The following is a 20,226-nucleotide window of genomic DNA, read 5'->3' as shown; positions in this document are numbered from 1 at the left end:
CCTGTCGGCGGAGGGGCGCGGGTCCGGCGCAGGCGGCGGCGGGGGTGCGACCGTGGACGGCACGCAGGCGGCAAGGGCGAAGGTTACGGCGAGCGCACCTGCAAGATGAGCATAGATCGGTTTCATCCGCTTACAATGGCCGCTAACGCCGCGCATTCCAATGCCGAACAAGCTGCGCCTCGATCAGATGCTCGTCGACCGTGGGCTCGCCGAGAGCCGCACGCGGGCGCAGGCACTGGTCATGGCGGGCCTCGTCTTTTCCGGCGAACGCAAGCTCGACAAGCCGGGGCAGCAGCTTTCCGCCGATGCGCCGCTAGAGGTGCGCGGGCGCGATCATCCCTGGGTCAGCCGCGGCGGGATCAAGCTGGCCCATGCGATCGAGCATTTCGCGCTCGACCCGGCGGGGGCGGTGGCGATGGATATCGGCAGTTCGACCGGGGGCTTTACCGACGTGCTGCTGCAGAACGGCGCCGCCCACGTGTTCGCGGTGGACAGCGGCACCAATCAACTTGCCTGGCAGCTGCGGCAGGACCCACGGGTGACGGTGCTCGAACAGACCAGCGCCCGCATCCTTACGCGCGACATGATCGACCGCCCGGCAGACTGGGTCGTGTGCGATGCCAGCTTTATCTCGCTTGCCAAGGTGCTCGAACGCCCGCTCGCGCTGGCGGCGCAGGAATGCCGGGTGGTCGCCCTGATCAAGCCGCAGTTCGAAGTCGGACGCGAGGAAGTGGGCAAGGGCGGGGTGGTGCGCGATCCGTCGTTGCACCGGCGTGTGTGCGACGAGGTGCGCGCATGGACCCAAGAGCAAGGCTTCACCGTGCAGGGCATCGTCCCCAGCCCGATTACCGGGCCGCAGGGCAATGTCGAGTTCCTGATCAGCGCCTTCCGCGATTGACGCTGGCGCGCCGCGCGCTCTAGGCGAAGGGTGGCCGATCACGGACCACCAGCTGGAGAGAGTATGTCCGCCAATATCGCCGAGATGGAACGTCGCCGCGAAGCTGCCCGCATGGGCGGCGGCGAGAAACGCATCGCCGCGCAGCACGCCAAGGGCAAGCTGACCGCGCGTGAGCGGCTGGAGGTGCTGCTCGACGAGGGGAGCTTTGAGGAGCTCGACACCTATGTCGAACATGATTGCGCCGATTTCGGGATGGAGAACCAGAAGATTCCCGGCGACGGCGTCGTCACCGGCAGCGGCACCATCAACGGCCGGCTGGTGTTTGTTTTTAGCCAGGATTTCACCGTCTTCGGCGGCAGCCTGTCGAAACGCCATGCGGAAAAGATCTGCAAGGTGATGGACATGGCGATGAAGGTCGGCGCGCCGGTCGTCGGCCTTAACGACAGCGGCGGTGCGCGCATCCAGGAAGGCGTCGCCAGCCTTGGCGGCTATGCCGAGGTGTTCCAGCGCAATGTCCTGGCGAGCGGCGTGGTGCCGCAGATCAGCCTCATCATGGGCCCGTGCGCGGGCGGGGCGGTCTATTCGCCGGCGATGACCGACTTCATCTTCATGGTCGAGAATTCGAGCTACATGTTCGTGACCGGGCCCGACGTGGTGAAGACAGTCACCAACGAGGTGGTGACGCAGGAGGAACTGGGCGGGGCCAAGACCCACACCACCAAGACCAGCGTGGCCGACAACAGCTTCGAGAACGACATCGAGACGCTGCTGGCGACGCGCGACTTCTTCGACTTCCTCCCGCTGTCCAACCGCGAGGCGGTGCCCGAACGCCCGACCAGCGACCCGGTCGATCGCGAGGAACCCAGCCTCGACACGCTGATCCCCGACAACGCCAATCAGCCCTACGACATGCACGAAGTCATCCGCAAGACGCTGGACGAAGGCGATTTCTTCGAGATCCAGCCGAACCATGCGGGCAATATCCTGTGCGGTTTCGGCCGCATCGAGGGACGTACCGTGGGCGTGGTCGCGAACCAGCCGATGGTCCTTGCCGGCGTGCTCGACATCAATTCGAGCAAGAAGGCAGCGCGCTTCGTGCGCTTCTGCGATGCTTTCGACATCCCGATCCTGACCTTCGTCGACGTGCCCGGCTTCCTCCCCGGCACGGCGCAGGAACACAACGGCATCATCAAGCACGGCGCCAAGCTGCTGTTCGCCTATGCCGAGGCGACCGTGCCCAAGATCACCGTCATCACCCGCAAGGCCTATGGCGGCGCCTACGACGTCATGGCATCCAAGCACCTGCGCGGCGATCTCAATTACGCCTGGCCGACGGCCGAGATCGCGGTGATGGGGGCCAAGGGCGCAGTCGAGATCATCTTCCGCGGCATGAGCGCGGAGGAACAGGCGGAACGGACCAAGGAGTACGAGGACCGCTTCGCCAACCCCTTCGTCGCGGCGCAACGGGGCTACATCGACGAGGTGATCTACCCCCACTCGACCCGCCGGCGAATCGCGCTGGGGCTGCGCAAGCTGCGCGGCAAGCAGCTCGAGAACCCGTGGAAGAAGCACGACAACATCCCGTTGTAGTGCCGGCGGCGGCTCTCATTCGGATGCTCTCAACGATCAGCGCTGTTATAGATGGACAACACACCCCTCGAACGGTAAATCGCTCCTGATAAAACAGGAGGATTGCCATGAAGAAGGTCGCGATTGCCGCTGCGCTGCTGGGCACGGCGATGATGCCGGGTGCCGCATACGGCCAGGAGAACAGCTTGACGCAGCACGAATTGATCGACCGGGCATCGCTGTTCGGTAATCCGGTGGCCTCGCAAGGGCAGATCAGCCCCGATGGCAAATGGGTCAGCTGGATCGCGCCCGACGAAGGCGTGATGAACGTGTGGGTCGCCCCGGCCTCCGACCCGACCAAGGGCAAGGTCATCACCAAGGATCGCCACCGCGGCCTGTCCAACCATTTCTGGAGCACCGACAGCCGGTTTGTCCTCTACGTCAAGGACGATGGCGGGGACGAGAACTTTCGCGTCTATGCGGTCAACCCGGCAACCGCGGAAACCCGCGACCTCACTCCGGTCAAGAAGGGGGCCAAGGCCGATATCCTCGGCGTCAGCCGCGATCGGCCGGGGGTCATCCTCGTCGGCCTGAACGAGCGTAATCCGCAGATCAACGACCTTTACGAGGTCAACATCGAAACCGGCGAGCGCAAGCTGATCGCCGAGAATCCCGGCTATGCCGCATGGATCACCGACAATCTCTATGCCCCGCGCATGGCGATGGTCCCGCAGCCGGATGGCAGCATGCAGGTCGTCAGTCTAGGCGCTGATCTGAAGCCCGCCGGGGTCTTCGCCGCCATCCCGAGCGAGGACCTGCTCAGCACCGGCGTCGTCCAGTTCTCGCGCGACAACAAGACGGTCTACATGATCGACAGCCGCGGCCGGAACACCGCCGCCGCCGTCGCGGTCGATCTGGCGAGCGGGAACAACCGTGTCATCGCCGAGCCGGCCAAGGCCGATCTCAGCAACATCCTGGTCGATAACGAGACCTACGAGCCGATCGCCTATTCCTCGAACTATCTGAAGGAAGAGTGGACCGGCCTGACCGACACGGCGAAGGCCGAACTGGCCTTCCTCAAAAGCAAGCTGCCGGGCGAATTTTCGATCACCTCGCGTTCGCAGGATGATCGGTACTGGATCGTCACCGGAAGCGATGCCGATGCGCCGGTGCGCTATTTCGTCTATGACCGCGAGGCCGACAGCCTGACCCCGTGGTTCGAAACCCGTCCCGATCTTGCCGACGCGCCGTTGCAGCCCATGCACGCGCTCGAACTGAAGGCGGGGGACGGCAAGACGCTGGTCTCCTATCTGACCCTGCCGCCGGGGTCCGATCCCGATGGCGACGGCCGGCCCGACAAGGCGGTGCCGATGCTGCTGTGGGTCCACGGCGGGCCGTGGGCGCGCGATGCCTACGGTTACAACAGCGTCCACCAGTGGATGGCCAATCGCGGCTATGCCGTGCTCAGCGTCAATTATCGCGGCTCGACCGGTCTCGGCAAGGAATTCACCAATGCGGCGGTGGGCGAGTTCGCCGGCAAGATGCACAGCGATCTCACCGACGCGGTGGACTGGGCCGTCGCACAGGGCATCGCGCAGAAGGACAAGGTGGCCATCGGCGGCGGCAGTTACGGCGGCTATGCGACACTGATCGGGGTCACTTTCACGCCCGACAAGTTCGCCTGCGGGGTCGATATCGTCGGCCCGTCGAGCCTGGCGACGCTGATCGAGAGCTTTCCCGAGTACTGGAAGCCGTTCCTCGCCGGAACCTGGTTCCGCTATGTCGGCGATCCGTCCGATCCCAAGGCGCGCGAGGCGATGATCGAACGCTCGGCCATCAGCCGGGTCGATCAGATCAAGGTGCCGCTGCTGGTGGGCCAGGGCGGCAACGATCCGCGCGTTACCAAGCCCGAGGCGGATGCGCTGGTCGCCGCGATGCAGGCGAAGAACTTGCCCGTGACCTACATCAACTATCCCGACGAAGGGCACGGATTCCAGAAGCCGGAGAACCGCCTCAGCTTCTTCGCCGCGATGGAAGGCTTCCTCGGCAGCTGCCTGGGCGGACGGGTCGAGCCGATCGGCGATGCGTTCGAGGGTTCCTCGGCGCAAATCCTTGCGGGGGCCGAACACGTCGAAGGATTGCCCGAGGTGACGTCGGGCGGTTGATCGAGCGGCCCGGCACGATATGACGGCGGCGCGGCACCATCGGGCGCCGCGCCGTTTTTCTTGCGCTACCGGAGCCTCTGTCATGCAACTCGGCCGTCTCAACCACATCGGCATTGCCACCCCGTCGATCGAGCAGTCGATCCGCTACTACCGCGAGGTCATGGGGGCGACGGGGTTCCATACCCCCTTCGATCTCGAGGCGCAGGGGGTGAAGGTGTGCTTCGTCGATACCCCGGGCGAGAACGGGACGCACGGCACCCAGATCGAACTGATCGAACCCCTGGGGCCCGACAGCCCGATTGCAAAGTTCCTCGAAAACAACCCGGCGGGTGGTCAGCATCACCTGTGCTACGAGGTCGACGATATCGAAGAGGCCCGCAACTGGTTCGAAGGCCTGGGCAAGCGCATTCTCGGGCCCACCCGGATCGGTGCGCATGGGACACCGATCTTCTTCCTTCACCCCAAGGACATGATGGGCCAGCTGACCGAGATCATGGAAACCCCCCGCGGCGAAACGCACTGGTCGAACTGACGCGCCGCGCCGCCGCACGTTGGCGCGCGCCGCATGGTGCCGTATCGATGGACCGGCAAGAGGATGCTAGACAAAGCCTATGACTGACACGCCCCGCATCGAGCAGAATGCCGGCGAAGACCCCGGCGTCGCTCCAACCGACCACGGAGCCGCGCCGCCCCCGCAATCCTCGCCCGCGGACTATGACGCATGGCAAGCCCTCGCGGCGAAAGAGGTAAAGGGCCGCGACCTTACCTGGGACACGCCCGAGGGGATCGCGGTCAAGCCGCTGTATACCGCACAGGATACCGCGGCACTCGATCGCGAGGTTCATGCGGGCGTGCCCGGTATCGCGCCGTTCACGCGCGGACCCTATGCGAGCATGTACACCGGGCGCCCGTGGACGATCCGCCAGTATGCCGGCTTTTCCACGGCCGAGGAATCGAACGCCTTCTACCGCCGCAACCTCGCCGCGGGGCAGAAGGGCCTCTCGGTCGCCTTCGACCTTGCCACCCACCGAGGCTATGACAGCGACCACCCGCGCGTGGTCGGCGATGTCGGCAAGGCGGGCGTCGCGATCGATACCGTGCGCGACATGGAAATCCTGTTCGACCAGATCCCGCTCGACACCATGAGCGTTTCCATGACGATGAACGGCGCGGTGATCCCCGTGCTGGCGTTCTACATCGTCGCGGCCGAACGGCAGGGGGTGAGCGAGGACAAGCTTTCCGGAACCATCCAGAACGACATCCTCAAGGAGTTCATGGTCCGCAACACCTATATCTATCCGCCCGAACCTTCGATGCGGATCGTTTCGGACATCATCGCATATACCTCGGCCATGATGCCGAAATTCAACAGCATTTCGATTTCCGGCTATCACATGCACGAAGCCGGGGCGACGGCGGTGCAGGAGCTTGCCTTCACCATTGCCGACGGCAAGGAATATGCCCGCCGGGCGATGGAGGCGGGGCTCGCGATCGACGATTTCGCCCCGCGCCTCAGCTTCTTCTGGGGTATCGGGATGAACTTCTTCATGGAGATCGCCAAGATGCGCGCCGCCCGCGCGCTGTGGCACGATGTCATGACCGAACTCGGCGCGCAGAACGAGAAGTCCAAAATGCTGCGCACCCACTGCCAGACCTCGGGCGTCTCGTTGCAGGAGCAGGACCCCTACAACAACGTCATCCGCACCACGATCGAGGCGCTGGCGGCGGTGCTCGGCGGGACGCAATCGCTCCACACCAATGCCCTCGACGAGGCCATCGCGCTGCCGACCGATTTTTCCGCCCGCATCGCGCGAAACACGCAGCTTGTCTTGCAGGAGGAGACCGGGATCACCCGCGTCGCCGATCCATTGGGCGGAAGCTATTACGTCGAGAGCCTTACGGCGGCGCTGATCGAGGAGGCCCGCAAGCTGCTGGCCGAGGTCGAGGGGGCCGGCGGGATGACCGCCTATGTCGCCAGCGGCCAGCCCAAGGCGCAGATCGAACAGGCCGCCGCCGCCAAGCAGGCGAGCGTCGACAAGGGCGAAACAGTGATCGTCGGCGTCAACAAGTATCGCCTGCCGCGAGAGGCCGAGATCGACACGCTCGACATCGACAATCATGCCGTGCGCGCCAGCCAGATCGCGCGCCTGCAGGCGGTGCGGGACGGGCGGGACGAGGGGGCGTGCCGCGCTGCGCTCACCGCCCTGAGCGAGGGCGCCCGGGGCGGCGGAAATCTCCTCGCCCTGGCGGTTGAGGCGGCCCGCCACGACGCGACCCTCGGCGAAATTTCAGCTGCGATGGAGGAGGCTTTCGGTCGCTACGACACCATGCCGAAGCCGGTGCGGGGCGTCTATGCGCAGGCCTATGCGGACGACCCCCGCTACGCCCAGGTGGTCGAGGGCGTGAAGGCGGTCGAGCGCCGCCTTGGCCGCGCGCCTCGCCTGATGGTCGCGAAGATGGGGCAGGACGGCCACGATCGGGGCGCCAACGTGATCGCCAGCGCCTTTGCCGACATGGGTTTCGAGGTCGTCAGCGGCCCGCTGTTCCAGACGCCTGCCGAAACGCGCGACATGGCGCTGGAAACGCAAGTCGACGCCATCGGGGCGAGCAGCCTTGCCGCGGGCCACAAGACCCTGATCCCAGAACTGATCGGCCTGCTGAAGGACGCGGGCCGCCCCGACATCAAGGTGATCGCCGGCGGTGTCATCCCGCAAAAGGATTACGACTTCCTGCGCGACGCCGGGGTGCAGGGCATCTACGGCCCGGGCAGCAACGTGGTCGAATGCGCGGCGGACGTGCTGCGCCTGCTCGGTCACAACATGCCGCCTGCCGGTGAGAATCTGGACGAGGCGGCGGAGTGATGGACTGGGCGCTCCTCCGTGCGCTCATTCTTTTGCCATTCTGGCTATTTCTCACCTACATGATCTTAGGTTTTCTAGGCGGCGGGGTCGCAGATTTTGCCGGCCTAAAATCGAAGAATGCGGCCTATGCAATCACCCTATTGTTTTTTCTGGCCTACTTCCCCGTGGCCATATGGATTTATCGCCGGAAAGGCTCTGATTTGAAATGACCCAAATCCGCACCGACTGGACCCGCGAGGAAATCGCGGACCTTTTCGACCTTCCCTTTACCGAGCTGCTCTTCCAGGCCGCCACCGTCCACCGCGAATTCCATCCGCCCGAACAGGTGCAGCTCTGCACGCTGCTCAGCATCAAGACTGGCGGGTGTCCGGAGGATTGCGGCTATTGCTCGCAATCGGTCAAGGCGGACAGCGGGGTCGAGGCGACCAAGCTGATGGATGTGCAGGCGGTGCTCCAGCGCGCGGCGCAGGCCAAGGACAATGGCAGCCAGCGGTTCTGCATGGGCGCGGCCTGGCGCAATCCCAAGGACCGCGACATGCCCGCGATCGTCGAGATCGTGAAGGGCGTGCGCGCGATGGGGCTGGAGACCTGCATGACACTGGGGATGCTGACCCCGCGCCAGGCCGACATGCTCGCCGAGGCGGGTCTCGACTACTACAACCACAATATCGACAGCAGTCCCGAGTATTACGAGCGGGTCATCACCACGCGCACAATGGGCGAGCGGCTCGATACGCTGGCGAACGTGCGCGCGGCGGGGATCAACGTGTGTTCGGGCGGCATCGTCGGCATGGGCGAGACGCGCGCCGATCGCGTCGGCTTCATTCACACCCTCGCCACCCTGCCGCAGCATCCCGAGAGCGTGCCGGTCAACGCGCTGGTGCCGGTCAAGGGCACGGTGCTGGGCGACATGCTGGCCGATACCCCGCTCGCGAAAATCGACGACATCGAGTTCGTCCGCACCGTCGCGGCGGCGCGGATCACGATGCCGCTTTCGATGGTGCGCCTCTCCGCCGGGCGCGAGAGCATGAGCGAGGCGACGCAGGCGCTGTGCTTCCTCGCCGGCGCGAACTCGATCTTCACCGGCGACAAGCTGCTGACCGCGCCCAACGCGGGCGACGACAGTGACGCCGCGCTGTTCGCCAAGCTGGGCCTGACGGCGCTTAAGGGCGAGGAGCCGTTGCGGGCGTGCGCGCGGGCGAGCAAAGTGTCGGTGACTGTGGAATAAGGTGGAGGCATCATGAAGGGCAAAGATAACAAGCACCTCATTGCGTTTCAGGCTTCTAAGTTGAAGCCTGGTGAAACGGTTCAATCCCACCTCGAGGGCTGGATCGGCGACATGATGGGGAAGGGTAAAGACGCCCAGCACAATGGTCAGTTCATTCTGACAAACCAGCGGGTTTGCTTTTATCGAAAAGGAGTTTTTGGGGAGGTTTTCGAGACCATTCCATTGGGGAAATTGACCTCGGTGGAATGCCTTTCGCGCATGGGATATCGTGTCATGCGGCTTCACACATCGCATGATGAATTGGCTTTCAAGACCTTCGAAGCGAAAGAGATGTTCGACGAGGTCTACGATCGCTTGGAGGCAAGCCGACATGGCGATACGTCAACGGAAGCGCCCCAAGCTGGGGTCAGCGAAGCTTTGGACATTCCGGATCAGCTGCGGAAGTTGGCTGAGTTGCGTGAACTTGGAATTTTAGACGAAAGCGAGTTCGCCGCTAAGAAGACAGAATTGCTCGCCCGACTCTGAAAGCAGGTTACAAGTCCATGTTCTCCAAAATCCTCATCGCCAACCGGGGCGAGATCGCTTGCCGGGTCATCAAGACCGCGCGCCGGATGGGTATCGCGACTGTCGCGGTGTATTCCGATGCCGATGCCCGCGCGCCGTTCGTGCGGATGGCGGACGAGGCGGTGCATATCGGCCCCGCGCCGGCGGCCGAGAGCTACCTCATCGCGGACAAGATCATCGCCGCATGCAAGCAGACCGGCGCCGATGCGGTTCATCCGGGCTATGGATTCCTCTCCGAACGCACCAGCTTCGCCGAGGCGCTTGCCGCCGAGAACATCGCCTTCATCGGTCCCCCCGCCAATGCCATCGCGGCGATGGGGGACAAGATCGAATCCAAGAAAATCGCCCGCGAGGCGGGGGTCAACGTCGTCCCCGGTTTCGTCGGCGAGATCCAGGATACCGAACACGCGGTCCGCATCTCGAACGAGATCGGCTACCCGGTGATGATGAAGGCCAGCGCCGGCGGCGGCGGCAAGGGCATGCGCCTTGCCTACAGCGAGACCGACGTGCGCGAAGGCTTCGAGAGCGTGAAGCGCGAAGGGCTCAACTCCTTCGGCGACGACCGCGTCTTCATCGAGAAATTCATCGAGGATCCGCGCCATATCGAGATTCAGGTGCTGGGCGATCAGCACGGCAACATCGTCTATCTCAACGAACGCGAGTGCTCGATCCAGCGCCGCCACCAGAAGGTCGTGGAAGAGGCACCTTCGCCTTTCGTCACGCCCGCGATGCGCCGGGCGATGGGCGAGCAGTGCGTGGCGCTGTCGCGCGCGGTGGGCTATTACAGCGCGGGCACGGTCGAGCTGATCGTGAGCGGCGCGGACCCGACGGGGGAAAGCTTCTACTTCCTCGAAATGAACACCCGTTTGCAAGTCGAACATCCGGTCACCGAGGCGATCACCGGCATCGATCTGGTCGAACAGATGATCCGGGTCGCCGCCGGCGAACCGCTGGCTTTCTCGCAGGACGATATCGGGATCGACGGCTGGGCGATCGAGAACCGGGTCTATGCCGAGGATCCCTACCGCGGCTTCCTGCCCAGCATCGGCCGTCTGTCACGGTATCGCCCGCCGGTGCAGCCATGGACGGACGACGGCGATGCCAACGGCCGCCGCGGGCTTGGCGGGGTGCGCGTCGATGATGGCGTCTACGAAGGCGGCGAGGTGTCGATGTTCTACGACCCGATGATCGCCAAGCTGATCACCTGGGCGCCGACGCGCGAGGCGGCGGCGGACCTGCAGATCGCCGCGCTCGATGCATTCGAGATCGAGGGGCCGGGCCACAATATCGACTTCCTGAGCGCGATCATGCAGCACCCCCGCTTCCGCTCTGGCGAGCTGACCACCGGCTTCATTGCCGAGGAATATCCAGAAGGCTTCCACGGCGCCCCCGCCTCGCCCGAATTGCAGCGGCTGCTGGCAGCGGTCGGCGGCGTGATCGCCACGGCCGATGCCGACCGCGCCGGGCGGAGCGATCAGCGGCTCGACGACGAGCATTATGCGACGGGCGACTGGACGGTGCGGATAGGCGAAAGCGAGGAGGAGTCGTCCACCTTTACGGTCGAGCTGAGCGAGGATGAGATCCTCGTCGATGGCGAAGCCGTAACGCTGGAAATGGAATACACCCCGGGACAGCGGACCTTGTCGGTCCGGCACTTCGCGGGGGGAGAAGAGGACGGGGAAGGCGAAATCGTCACCCTGCAGCTCGCGCGCCGGCGGACCGGCTATGTCGTCACCGCACGCGGCGCCCGCCATACCCTGCGCATCCTGCCGACGCGGATCGCGCCGCTTGCCGGGCACATGATCGAGCGCGAGCCGCCCGACCTGTCGCGCATGCTGATCTGCCCGATGCCGGGGCTGCTGGTGAAGCTGCACGTCGCGCCCGGGGAGACGGTGCAGCCCGGCCAGCCGCTCGCGACGGTGGAGGCGATGAAGATGGAGAACATCCTGCGCGCCGAAAAGCAGGGCACGATCGCACGGATCAACGCCGCGGAAGGTGACAGCCTCGCCGTCGACGAGGTCATTCTCGAACTTGAATGATTGGCGGGCGCGGGCGCCTAGCTGCCCGTCAGCTGCTCGTCCAGAAAGCGCGCGACATCGTCCGGATCGATGTCGCGGGCCACGAATGCAGTGCCGATGCCGCGCAGGAGGATGAAGGGGAGGGTGCCCCCTTCCATCTTCTTGTCGTGCCGCATGTGATCGACCAGCGCCCGCCCGTCGCAATTCAGCGAGAGGTCGGCCAGCACCGCCGGCAGGCCCGCCTCGGCAATGGCGCGGGCCGCGCGTTCAGCCTCAGCCGCCGGCAGGAGGCCAAGCCGCGCAGAGTAGCGTGCGGCCAGCACCATGCCCATGGCGACCGCCTCACCGTGCAGCAGCCGCTCGCCGAAACCGGTTTGCGCTTCCAGTGCATGGCCGAAGGTATGTCCCAGGTTAAGCAACGCGCGGCGCCCGGTACGCTCGTGCTCGTCCTCAGCAATGATCGCCGCCTTGGCGCCGACGCTGGTGGCGACAGCATGCTCGAGCGCCGCGCGATCGCGAGCGAGGACTGCGGAGCCATCGCGTTCCAGCCAGGCGAAGAAAGCGGCATCGCCCAGCAGCCCGTATTTCAGGACTTCCGCATAACCGGCCCGCATCTCGCGCATCGGCAAGGTATCCAGCGCGCCAAGATCGGCGATCACCATCGCGGGCTGGTGGAACGCCCCGACAAGGTTCTTGCCCGCTGCAGTGTTGATCGCGGTCTTGCCGCCGACCGAACTGTCCACCTGCGCCAGCAAGGTGGTGGGAAGTTGCACCAAGCCGCAACCGCGCTTCACGATCGCGCAGGCGAACCCCGCAAGGTCGCCCACCACGCCGCCGCCCAGTGCCAGCACGTGATCGCCGCGCTCCACCCCCTGGGCGAGGAGCCAGTCGACCAGCGCGGCCAGCCCCTGCCAACTCTTTGCCGCCTCGCCCGGGGGGATGTCGTACCACGAAGGTTCGAGGCCGGCAGCAGCAAGGCCCGCCGCCAGCCGTTCGCCATGCAGCCGCCGGGCATTGCCGTCGACGACGACCGGGACAGGCCGCCCGCCCGCGCGATAGCTGTTCAGAACATCGCCGGCGAGATCGCCTATCCCCTCGAGAAGGCGGTCGCCAACGTGGACGCAATAGGCCCGCGCGCCAAGTTCGACCGGGATCAAAGCCATTCCTGCAACCTTTCGAGGATCCGGGCGAGCGTCGCCTCGTGGGGGGAATCGTCGGTCATGATGTGCACCGGCGCCTCGGCATAGGCGGGCGCGCGGCGATCCTTGAGTTCGGCGAGGATCGTCTGCGGATCGCCGCTGCGCAGCAAGGGCCGCGTATCGCGCCGAGCGGTCCGCTTGACGAGGGTCGGCACATCGCAATCCAGCCAGACCGCGATGCCCTGTTCAAGGATAAGCGCACGGGTTTGGGGGTCGACGAAGGCGCCGCCGCCGGTGGCGATCACCCCGTGGCGCTCGTCCATCAGGCGGGCGATCACCCGTCGCTCCCCGGCGCGAAAATAGGCTTCGCCATGTTCGTCGAAGATTTCCCCGACGGTGCGTGCGGCCGCCCGCTCGATCTCCTCGTCGGCATCGACGAACGAGCGGCCCAGCAGCCGGGCAAGGCGCCGTCCCACGGTCGACTTGCCGACGCCCATCAGCCCGACCAGCACGATCGGGCGGTCGATCCGCGGCGCAATCGTGCGCGCCTGTTCGGCAAGGGCAGGGGAAACCGCATCGGACATTGCCGCTCTGCCTATAGATGGGCTAGAGCGCGGGCAACCTATGGGACAGCGTGGACGGGACGTGACAAAGGCAGCGAGGATTTCCCCGCGGATCGGTTGGATAGCGACCGCCGTTCTGGCCGTGGTGCTCATCGCCGCCTGGATCGACGGCGGGGAGGAACCCTTGCGCGAGATCAGCCAGCCTGTCGACCTGACAGAGGTGGCCCGATGACGCGCGGCCTGCTTCTGGCAGGGGCGTGCCTCGCGCTAACTTCGACCGTGGTGGCGGCGCAGCGGGCGCCCGAAAGCATCCTGCCGCCCGGTTTCACGCAGCCGGCCCCTTCGCCCAGCCCGACGGCATCCAGCAGCAGCGCCCCTGCCACCCCGCGCCCGCCGGCGTCACCGGGGGACGAGCCTCCCGCGCGCGCCCCGGGCGATACCGCGGCGACGCCGCAGGCGGGCGGACCGCCGCCGCCGCCCTCCCAGATCGAGGCCGATCTCGCCAGCCTGCCCTCCATCCAGGAGATGGAGCGGATGAATACCGACGAGCTCGACGAATTGCTCGGTCTCAAACCCAAGGTCGATATCCCATCCGCTGCCCAGCGTCCGCTGGACAGCATCGGGGTCTTGGGGATGGAGGCCGGCGGCCTGCCGCAGAACGGCCTTGCGCAGCAGCCTGCAGCTTTGGTCCGGGCGGCGCTGACCGCGCTCGACGGGCCGCTGGTCTCGCGCTGGGGGCATATCCTGCTGCGCCGCACGCTTGCCAGCCGTCTGGCCGCGCCCGGCGGCATGGACCCGGTCGACTTTGCCGCCCTGCGCGCCCGCGCGCTCAGCCGCATGGGCGAACACGATGCGGCCCGGGCGCTGGTGCAAAGCGTCGACAACGACGATTACAACGCCGCGCTGACGGATGCCGCGATCGATGCCTATGTCGGCACGGCGGACATCGTCGGCGCCTGCCCGGTCGTCCGGCGCAATGCGGGCGAGCGCGACACGCCGCAGTGGACTGCCCTGCGCGCCATCTGCAACGCCTATGCCGGCGAGGAAACCCGCGCCCAGAACGATCTGCGTCGCCTGCTCTCGCGCACCAGCGAGGACCGCATCGACGTGTTCCTGGCCCAGCGTTTTGCCGGGGCCGCCGGGCGGGGGCGCCGGGCGGTGACGATCGAATGGGACGGGGTGGACACCCTCACCCCATGGCGGTTCGCGCTGGCCAATGCCCTGGGCGAGCCGATCCCCCAGTCGCTCAGCGAGGGGATGGGGGAAGACTACCTCATCGCCTCGGCGACGCTGCCGATGCTCAGCGCGGAGGACCGCCTGCGCGGGGCGGCGGTCGCGGCGGAGGCGGGGGTGCTTTCGGCGCAGGCGATGGTCGACCTGTATAGCCAGCTTTACGCCGATCAGGCCGCGTCCGGCGCCGAACGCAACACCGCCGCCGTCCGCCTGCGCGAGGCTTACATCGCCCCGGCGCCGGCGGAGCGGGTCGCCGCGATCCGGCAGATCTGGGGCGAGGGCGATGGCTTCGGCAATCGCATCCTCACCGCTTATGCCGCTGCCCGGGTCACGCCCGCCGACGCCTTTGCCCAGGACGCCGGCGAACTGATCGGTTCGATGTTGACGGCCGGGCTCGATCGCAATGCGGCGCGGTGGCAGAACGTGGTCGAGGAAGGCACGCTTGGCTGGGCCCTGCTGGCGCTCGCCAATCCGCGCGGCGCCGGCGGGATCGGCACGGGCGAAGTCGACAGTTTCATCGACAGCGATGCGTCCGCCGGTCAGGCGAAGGCGAAGATGCTGGTGGCCGGGCTGGCCGGACTCGGCCGCCTGTCGCCCGAGGATGCCGCCGAGTACAGCGCCGACATGGGCCTCAACCTCAATGCGCCGACGCGCTTTACCGCAGCGATCGACCGGGCGGCACAGCTCGACAATACCACGCTGGTCGCGCTGCTGGCGGGGCTGGGCATGCGCGGCGACGGGTGGGACGAAATGACTGCCCGGCACCTTTATCACATCGTCGCTGCGCTCAACCGGGTGGGCCTCAACGCCGAAGCGCGGATGATTGCAGCCGAGGCGGTCGCCCGCGCCTGATTCGCCGCGCGATGGAGGGACGGTGATGGACGCTGCCGATCGCTTCCTCGCCATGCTGGCTGCCGAGCGCGGGGCCGCGCGCAATACCTTGCTCGCCTATGGGCGCGATCTGGCGCAGGCGGCGGAAATTCTCGGCTGCGCGCTCGAACTGGCGGACCGGGCGCAGGTGGCGCGCCTTTCGTCGATATGGGGCACGCTCGCCCCGGCGACCCAGGCGCGCAAGATCTCCGCGCTGCGCCAGTTCTACGGCTTCCTGATCGACGAAGGCGAACGCGAGGACGACCCCAGTTCCGCGCTGCCCCGTCCGGTCCCGCGGCGACCGCTTCCGCGAATCCTCTCGCATGAAGAGATCCAGGCGCTGTTCGAGGAAGCGGAGACTCAAGCCGCGGCCGACGATCCCGATGCGGTGCGCCTGCTGCTGATGCTCGAATTGCTGTACGGTTCGGGGTTGCGGGCGAGCGAACTCGTCTCGCTGCCGATTGCCGCGATGCCGCGCGATGCGCCGTTCCTGACGGTCACCGGCAAGGGCGGGGTGACGCGGATGATCCCGCTCGGCAGCCGTGCGCGCGCGGCGCTGGCCCGGTGGCTGGCCCTGCGCCCGCCGGGATCACCGTGGCTGTTCCCCTCGGCCAAGGGCCACCTCACCCGGGTGCGGCTGTTCCAGCTGCTGAAAGCGCTCGCAACCCGCGCAGGCCTGCCGGCAGACAAGCTCAGCCCCCACGTCCTGCGGCACGCGTTTGCGACCCATCTGCTCGAAGGGGGGGCGGACCTGCGCGCGCTCCAGACCTTCCTTGGCCATGCGGATATTTCGACCACGCAAATCTACACCCAAGTTGACGCCCGCCGGCTGGTCGCGCTGGTCAACGAGCGGCATCCCCTTGCCCGCGCGGCTGCATCCGATTAGCGCGCGCTGATGATTTCCTATCTCGATTTCGAAAAGCCGGTGGCCGAGCTTGAAAAGCGCATCGCCGAACTGCGCCAGGCGGCCGTCACCGACGATATCGACATCTCGAACGAGCTGCAGCGGCTCGAGCAGAAAAGCGCCGACTTGCTGGCGAACGCCTATCGTGAACTGACGCCGTGGCAGAAGACCCAGGTCGCGCGGCATCCCGCTCGCCCGCATTTTCGTGACTACGTCGCCCTGGCGTTCGACGAATTCATACCGCTCGGCGGCGATCGCAACTTCGGCGACGACGAGGCGATCCTCGGCGGCTTCGCCACCCTCAGGGGGCGGCGGGTCATGCTGATCGGGCACGAGAAGGGCAACGATACCGCCAGCCGGCTGCGGCACAATTTCGGCATGGGCAAACCCGAAGGCTATCGCAAGGCCATTCGCCTGATGGAGATGGCGGGCCGTTTCGGGCTGCCGGTGGTGACGCTGGTGGATACCTCGGGCGCCTTTCCGGGGGTCGAGGCCGAGGAACGCGGACAGGCCGAGGCCATCGCCCGATCGACCGAGGCGTGTCTTGGCCTCGCCGTTCCCATGGTCGCCGCGATCGTCGGCGAAGGCGGTTCGGGCGGCGCGGTGGCACTGGCCAGCGCAGAGCGGGTGCTGATGTTCGAACACGCGGTCTATTCCGTGATCTCGCCCGAAGGGTGCGCCTCGATCCTGTGGCGGACGGCGGAAAAGGCTCCCGATGCGGCGCAGGCCATGAAGGTCACGGCGCAGGATCTCGAAAAGCTGGGGGTGATCGACCGTATCGTCCCCGAACCGGTCGGCGGCGCGCACCGCGATCCGGCAGCAGCAGCGACCGCGCTCGGCGATGCGATCGACGACGAGCTTGGTCGCCTGTCGCAGATGGCCCCGGACGAACTCAGGCGCCTGCGCGAAGAACGCTTTCTTCACATCGCCGGCTGATCCCGGCGCCCGCGCCGAACGGGAACAAACCCGGCGGCCTCACGGTTTTGACGCACAGAACGGCCGCACGCAGGTGGGATGCTGCGCGTCCGGTGCAACAGACCTTGGGGAGATTTTCATGCGCCGAATCACTGAACTGAAGGTCAGGACGCTTGCCGTCTCGACGACTGCCGCCCTCGCGCTGGCGCTGGGCGGATGCGCCGGGCTGGGCGCACCGATCCCTGATGCGTCGGCGCCGATCACCCAGACCGAGGCCCAGCAGGGCGCCGAGGCGAACCCGCAGATCCTCGCCGAATTCGGCGGCGCGATGTCCGGCCCGCAGGCCCAGTATGTCGAGCAGGTGGGCAAGAACATCGCCATGCAATCCGGTCTCGGCAATGCACGCGACAGTTTCCAGGTCGCGCTGCTCAACAGCTCGGTGAACAACGCCTTCGCCATTCCGGGGGGCTACGTCTACACCACCCGCCAGCTCGTTTCGCTGATGAACAACGAGGCAGAACTTGCCGCGGTGCTCGGCCATGAGGTCGGCCATGTCGCCGCCCGCCACTCGCAGCGGCGCCAGCAGACGGCGCAGCGCAACACCTTGCTGGGCGCTGCCGGGGCGATCCTGTCCGGCGTGCTGCTGGGCAATTCGGGCATCGGCCAGCAGATCGGACAGGCCGCACTTCAGGGATCGCAGCTGCTGACGCTGTCGTTCTCGCGCAGCCAGGAACTCGAAGCGGATAACCTCGGCATCCAGTATCTGCAACGCGCCGGCTACGATCCGCGGGCAATGGGCACGGTGCTGGCAAGCCTTGCGGCACAGAATTCGCTCGACGCCCGCCTGATGGGGCGCGGTGATGCGAAGCTGCCGGAATGGGCTTCGACCCACCCCGATCCGGCCAGCCGCGTGCAGACCGCGCTGAGCAAGGCGCAAGGGATGACCGGGCGGACCGATCGCGACGTCTTTCTCACCCGGATCGACGGGATGCTTTACGGCGACGATCCGGCACAGGGGGTTATCGAGGGGCGGCAGTTCATTCACCCCGAAATGCGGCTGTCCTTCACCGCGCCGCAGGGTTTCTACATGGTCAACGGCACACGGGCCGTTTCAATTCAGGGGCAGGGCGGGCAGGCCCAGCTGACGCTGGCGCAATACAATGGCGACCTGCGCGCCTATGTGAACAACGCCTTCGCCGGTCTGAGCCAGCAACAGCGCATTACCCCGCAGGCGATCCAGACGACCACCGTCAACGGGCTGCCGGCGGCCTATGGAACGGCGCGGGTCAATTCGGGCAACGGCCAGGTTGACGTGACCGTCTTTGCCTACGAATTCGCCAATAACCGCGCCTATCATTTCCTGGCCATCACCCCGGCAGGGAACGCCGGCACGTTCAACCAGATGTTCAGTTCGATGCGGCGCATCTCGACGCAGGAAGCGGCCGCCGTGATCCCGCGCGTCATCGACATCGTGACGGTGCGTCCGGGCGATACCGTGCGGACCCTTGCCGCGCGCATGGCCTATACCGATGGCAAGGAAGAACGCTTTCGCGTGCTTAACGCGCTGTCCTCGAACGAGGAACTGCGCGCAGGTCAGAAGGTCAAGCTCGTCGTTCGCGGACGCTGAGCCTAAGCCGGTTCGCAAAAGAAAAGCGGCGGGGTATGAACCCCGCCGCTTTCTTGCGTGAAGAGAGCCCTTCAACGATTAGGGAGTCGTGCGTTTCGCATTAGCTGACGTAAGAGATTCGTCGACACCTTGGAAGGTGGTCGAAAGTTCGCTGCCGAGGCCCTGCATGGCGGTAATCGCGGCGACCGCGATGAGGGCGGCGATCAGGCCGTATTCGATGGCGGTGGCGCCTTCTTCGTTGCGACGCAGCGTCTTGAGAAATTTCATATCGTGTCTCCTGGTTCAGTCTTCGTCCCGACTCCGGCACGGGGCCCGAGTTCATCCCATATGCGATCAACGAATTGACAAATCGCTAATGTCCCTACGGCGCCTTGTTCATCGCGGCGCTGACAGTTTCGTCGATCCCTTCCCACATATCCCCCGCTGATTGGCCAAATGCCTGGACAGCACCGACCAGGGCGAGAAAGATAAGCGCAAGGATCAGCCCGTATTCCACGGCAGTTGCCCCCTGATCGTCATTCTTCAATCGAGTAAGAAAGCCGATCACCAGCGGTGCTCCCGTTTGTTCGTAGCTGATAGGCTGCTTCTACGGAGCGAGGTCTTAAGAAGTTCTTTCCGGGATCGATCGAATTGAAAAACTTTCCGACATGGCTGCCGGTCGTCGCAATCGCGCTGTCCGATGGGGCAGGGCGGTGGCTCCTGCATCGCCGCCCCGAGGGCAAGCAGCATGGCGGGCTGTGGGAGTTTCCCGGCGGCAAGGTGGAGCCTGGCGAAACCCCCGCTGCCGCGCTTGTCCGCGAGATTCGGGAGGAACTGGGTATCGGGTTGGCGGCACCAGATCTCGCGCCTGTGTCCTTCGCGCAAAGCGACGCTCGTGCCGGGGGCTTGCCGATTGTCATTCTTCTTTACAGCGCGCGGCGCTGGCAAGGCCGGCCCGCCGCGCTCGAGGGCGGGGCGATCGGCTGGTTCACGCCGGCCGAAGCACGCAACCTCGCCAAGCCGCCGCTGGATGAAAAGCTGCTCGACGCGCTTGTCCGGCTTGCCGGGGATTAGCGCTTGCCATGCCCGCTGTCGCTGCTATGTGCGCCGCTCCAGCGCGCCCGTAGCTCAGCTGGATAGAGTACCTGACTACGAATCAGGTGGTCGGAGGTTCGAATCCTTCCGGGCGCGCCAAACAGCCCACTGCCCCAGCCGGGGCGGTGGGCTTTTTGGTTGGGGCTGCCATCAAGCGCACCCTGACCGCAGCAGGTGATGCGACCAGCGCCCTATCCGGCCTGATCCTCGAGCCAGTGCATATCGTCGTCGCTGAAGCCGAAATGGTGCCCCGCCTCGTGGATCACGACGTGCCGGACGAGCGCGTCGAGATCGACGCCGGTTTCCTCCCATTCGGCGAGGATCGGCTGGCGGAACAGCCATATCCGGGGCGGCATCCGCCCGCTTTCCCATACCGACTGGTCCGGGACCGGTTGCCCTTCGTAGAGCCCGCTCAGTTCCCACTCGTCGTCCATGTCGACTGCGGCAAGCTGTTCGCGCGTCGCGAATTCGGTGACGCGCAGGACGATGTCGAGGGTCTGCTGGCGCAGATGGTCGGGCAGTTCGGCCAGCGCGCGCTCGGCCATGCGTTGCATCTCGTCGAGACCGGGTTCGCGGTTTTCCGTCATTGTCCCTTAGT

Annotated in this window: 20 protein-coding genes and 1 tRNA gene; 16 read left to right on the top strand and 5 right to left on the bottom strand. The window is 65.9% G+C overall.

The features are described from left to right. The first annotated feature begins 160 nt into the window (after positions 1 to 160). The 9 genes from ACHFFA_RS08800 to ACHFFA_RS08760 all read left to right on the top strand — a co-directional run bounded on the left by ACHFFA_RS08800 (position 161) and on the right by ACHFFA_RS08760 (position 11,324). Positions 161 to 898 carry a TlyA family RNA methyltransferase gene (locus ACHFFA_RS08800; RefSeq protein WP_394270477.1) on the top strand — a complete coding sequence of 246 codons (738 nt, stop codon included), beginning with the start codon at positions 161 to 163 and terminating at the stop codon, positions 896 to 898. A gap of 63 nt (positions 899 to 961) precedes the next feature. After that, complete coding sequence (locus tag ACHFFA_RS08795) at positions 962 to 2,488, top strand: acyl-CoA carboxylase subunit beta (RefSeq protein ID WP_394270476.1); 1,527 nt, start codon at positions 962 to 964, stop codon at positions 2,486 to 2,488. A gap of 107 nt (positions 2,489 to 2,595) precedes the next feature. Next, positions 2,596 to 4,632, top strand: a complete 2,037-nt coding sequence (locus tag ACHFFA_RS08790; RefSeq protein WP_394270475.1) for a S9 family peptidase — start codon at positions 2,596 to 2,598, stop codon at positions 4,630 to 4,632. Between the two features lie 82 nt (positions 4,633 to 4,714). Further along, on the top strand, positions 4,715 to 5,164 hold the full coding sequence (mce, locus tag ACHFFA_RS08785) for a methylmalonyl-CoA epimerase (protein WP_394270474.1): 450 nt from the start codon (positions 4,715 to 4,717) through the stop codon (positions 5,162 to 5,164). A 79-nt stretch (positions 5,165 to 5,243) separates the two neighbouring features. Continuing rightward, a complete protein-coding gene (gene scpA, locus ACHFFA_RS08780) occupies positions 5,244 to 7,493 on the top strand; it encodes a methylmalonyl-CoA mutase (protein ID WP_394270473.1) in 2,250 nt (749 codons plus the stop codon). Beyond that, positions 7,493 to 7,702: a hypothetical protein gene (locus ACHFFA_RS08775; protein WP_394270472.1), complete on the top strand. Its 210-nt coding sequence runs from the start codon at positions 7,493 to 7,495 to the stop codon at positions 7,700 to 7,702. The genes scpA and ACHFFA_RS08775 overlap by 1 nt, the downstream gene beginning before the upstream one ends. Next, positions 7,699 to 8,721 (top strand): biotin synthase BioB, encoded by a 1,023-nt coding sequence (gene bioB / locus ACHFFA_RS08770; protein ID WP_394270471.1) that lies wholly within the window; start codon positions 7,699 to 7,701, stop codon positions 8,719 to 8,721. The genes ACHFFA_RS08775 and bioB overlap by 4 nt, the downstream gene beginning before the upstream one ends. A gap of 12 nt (positions 8,722 to 8,733) precedes the next feature. Then, positions 8,734 to 9,246, top strand: coding sequence for an SHOCT domain-containing protein (locus ACHFFA_RS08765; RefSeq protein ID WP_394270470.1), 513 nt, complete (start codon positions 8,734 to 8,736; stop codon positions 9,244 to 9,246). A 17-nt stretch (positions 9,247 to 9,263) separates the two neighbouring features. Next, positions 9,264 to 11,324, top strand: coding sequence for a biotin carboxylase N-terminal domain-containing protein (locus ACHFFA_RS08760; protein ID WP_394270469.1), 2,061 nt, complete (start codon positions 9,264 to 9,266; stop codon positions 11,322 to 11,324). A 17-nt stretch (positions 11,325 to 11,341) separates the two neighbouring features. Here ACHFFA_RS08760 and aroB read toward each other — a convergent pair whose 3' ends face one another. Next, positions 11,342 to 12,466 carry a 3-dehydroquinate synthase gene (gene aroB / locus ACHFFA_RS08755; RefSeq protein WP_394270468.1) on the bottom strand — a complete coding sequence of 375 codons (1,125 nt, stop codon included), beginning with the start codon at positions 12,464 to 12,466 and terminating at the stop codon, positions 11,342 to 11,344. Continuing rightward, entirely contained in the window at positions 12,457 to 13,026 is a 570-nt protein-coding gene (locus ACHFFA_RS08750; RefSeq protein ID WP_394270467.1) for a shikimate kinase, read from the bottom strand. Before ACHFFA_RS08750 ends, aroB begins: the two co-directional genes overlap by 10 nt. A gap of 61 nt (positions 13,027 to 13,087) precedes the next feature. Between ACHFFA_RS08750 and ACHFFA_RS08745 the strand changes: the two genes are divergently transcribed. The 5 genes from ACHFFA_RS08745 (at position 13,088) to ACHFFA_RS08725 (ending at position 18,554) form a co-directional block, all read left to right on the top strand. Then, on the top strand, positions 13,088 to 13,237 hold the full coding sequence (locus tag ACHFFA_RS08745) for a hypothetical protein (protein ID WP_394270466.1): 150 nt from the start codon (positions 13,088 to 13,090) through the stop codon (positions 13,235 to 13,237). After that, positions 13,234 to 15,090, top strand: coding sequence for a hypothetical protein (locus tag ACHFFA_RS08740; protein ID WP_394270465.1), 1,857 nt, complete (start codon positions 13,234 to 13,236; stop codon positions 15,088 to 15,090). Before ACHFFA_RS08745 ends, ACHFFA_RS08740 begins: the two co-directional genes overlap by 4 nt. A 25-nt stretch (positions 15,091 to 15,115) precedes the next feature. Next, positions 15,116 to 15,994 (top strand): tyrosine recombinase, encoded by an 879-nt coding sequence (locus ACHFFA_RS08735; RefSeq protein ID WP_394270464.1) that lies wholly within the window; start codon positions 15,116 to 15,118, stop codon positions 15,992 to 15,994. A 9-nt stretch (positions 15,995 to 16,003) separates the two neighbouring features. Next, positions 16,004 to 16,948, top strand: coding sequence for an acetyl-CoA carboxylase carboxyltransferase subunit alpha (locus ACHFFA_RS08730; protein WP_394270463.1), 945 nt, complete (start codon positions 16,004 to 16,006; stop codon positions 16,946 to 16,948). A gap of 118 nt (positions 16,949 to 17,066) precedes the next feature. Beyond that, a complete protein-coding gene (locus tag ACHFFA_RS08725) occupies positions 17,067 to 18,554 on the top strand; it encodes a M48 family metalloprotease (protein ID WP_394270462.1) in 1,488 nt (495 codons plus the stop codon). Positions 18,555 to 18,632: 78 nt separating this feature from the next. Here ACHFFA_RS08725 and ACHFFA_RS08720 read toward each other — a convergent pair whose 3' ends face one another. Further along, on the bottom strand, positions 18,633 to 18,821 hold the full coding sequence (locus ACHFFA_RS08720; RefSeq protein ID WP_394270461.1) for a Flp family type IVb pilin: 189 nt from the start codon (positions 18,819 to 18,821) through the stop codon (positions 18,633 to 18,635). A 94-nt stretch (positions 18,822 to 18,915) separates the two neighbouring features. Next, the gene (locus ACHFFA_RS08715) at positions 18,916 to 19,101 is read right to left on the bottom strand and encodes a Flp family type IVb pilin (RefSeq protein ID WP_394270460.1); all 186 of its coding nucleotides are present in this window, start codon (positions 19,099 to 19,101) and stop codon (positions 18,916 to 18,918) included. Between the two features lie 83 nt (positions 19,102 to 19,184). Between ACHFFA_RS08715 and ACHFFA_RS08710 the strand changes: the two genes are divergently transcribed. Both ACHFFA_RS08710 and ACHFFA_RS08705 read left to right on the top strand, forming a co-directional pair. Continuing rightward, on the top strand, positions 19,185 to 19,607 hold the full coding sequence (locus ACHFFA_RS08710; protein WP_394270459.1) for a (deoxy)nucleoside triphosphate pyrophosphohydrolase: 423 nt from the start codon (positions 19,185 to 19,187) through the stop codon (positions 19,605 to 19,607). Between the two features lie 43 nt (positions 19,608 to 19,650). Continuing rightward, a tRNA-Arg gene (locus tag ACHFFA_RS08705) sits at positions 19,651 to 19,727 on the top strand. A gap of 92 nt (positions 19,728 to 19,819) precedes the next feature. Here ACHFFA_RS08705 and ACHFFA_RS08700 read toward each other — a convergent pair. Further along, positions 19,820 to 20,215 carry a metallopeptidase family protein gene (locus ACHFFA_RS08700; RefSeq protein WP_394270458.1) on the bottom strand — a complete coding sequence of 132 codons (396 nt, stop codon included), beginning with the start codon at positions 20,213 to 20,215 and terminating at the stop codon, positions 19,820 to 19,822. Positions 20,216 to 20,226 lie beyond the last annotated feature (11 nt).

Source organism: Qipengyuania sp. (genome assembly GCF_043423005.1).
Taxonomy (GTDB): domain Bacteria; phylum Pseudomonadota; class Alphaproteobacteria; order Sphingomonadales; family Sphingomonadaceae; genus Qipengyuania.
This window is presented reverse-complemented; position numbering and strand designations above follow the sequence as displayed.

Coding starts and splice junctions, on each gene's coding strand:
- ACHFFA_RS08775 (WP_394270472.1), top strand. CDS start 7,493: ATGGACTGGGCGCTCCTCCGTGCGCTCATTCTTTTGCCATTCTGGCTA.
- ACHFFA_RS08720 (WP_394270461.1), bottom strand. CDS start 18,821: ATGAAATTTCTCAAGACGCTGCGTCGCAACGAAGAAGGCGCCACCGCC.
- ACHFFA_RS08800 (WP_394270477.1), top strand. CDS start 161: ATGCCGAACAAGCTGCGCCTCGATCAGATGCTCGTCGACCGTGGGCTC.
- ACHFFA_RS08740 (WP_394270465.1), top strand. CDS start 13,234: ATGACGCGCGGCCTGCTTCTGGCAGGGGCGTGCCTCGCGCTAACTTCG.
- ACHFFA_RS08790 (WP_394270475.1), top strand. CDS start 2,596: ATGAAGAAGGTCGCGATTGCCGCTGCGCTGCTGGGCACGGCGATGATG.
- ACHFFA_RS08750 (WP_394270467.1), bottom strand. CDS start 13,026: ATGTCCGATGCGGTTTCCCCTGCCCTTGCCGAACAGGCGCGCACGATT.
- mce (WP_394270474.1), top strand. CDS start 4,715: ATGCAACTCGGCCGTCTCAACCACATCGGCATTGCCACCCCGTCGATC.
- ACHFFA_RS08735 (WP_394270464.1), top strand. CDS start 15,116: ATGGACGCTGCCGATCGCTTCCTCGCCATGCTGGCTGCCGAGCGCGGG.
- ACHFFA_RS08795 (WP_394270476.1), top strand. CDS start 962: ATGTCCGCCAATATCGCCGAGATGGAACGTCGCCGCGAAGCTGCCCGC.
- ACHFFA_RS08765 (WP_394270470.1), top strand. CDS start 8,734: ATGAAGGGCAAAGATAACAAGCACCTCATTGCGTTTCAGGCTTCTAAG.
- ACHFFA_RS08760 (WP_394270469.1), top strand. CDS start 9,264: ATGTTCTCCAAAATCCTCATCGCCAACCGGGGCGAGATCGCTTGCCGG.
- scpA (WP_394270473.1), top strand. CDS start 5,244: ATGACTGACACGCCCCGCATCGAGCAGAATGCCGGCGAAGACCCCGGC.
- bioB (WP_394270471.1), top strand. CDS start 7,699: ATGACCCAAATCCGCACCGACTGGACCCGCGAGGAAATCGCGGACCTT.
- ACHFFA_RS08730 (WP_394270463.1), top strand. CDS start 16,004: ATGATTTCCTATCTCGATTTCGAAAAGCCGGTGGCCGAGCTTGAAAAG.
- ACHFFA_RS08725 (WP_394270462.1), top strand. CDS start 17,067: ATGCGCCGAATCACTGAACTGAAGGTCAGGACGCTTGCCGTCTCGACG.
- ACHFFA_RS08700 (WP_394270458.1), bottom strand. CDS start 20,215: ATGACGGAAAACCGCGAACCCGGTCTCGACGAGATGCAACGCATGGCC.
- aroB (WP_394270468.1), bottom strand. CDS start 12,466: ATGGCTTTGATCCCGGTCGAACTTGGCGCGCGGGCCTATTGCGTCCAC.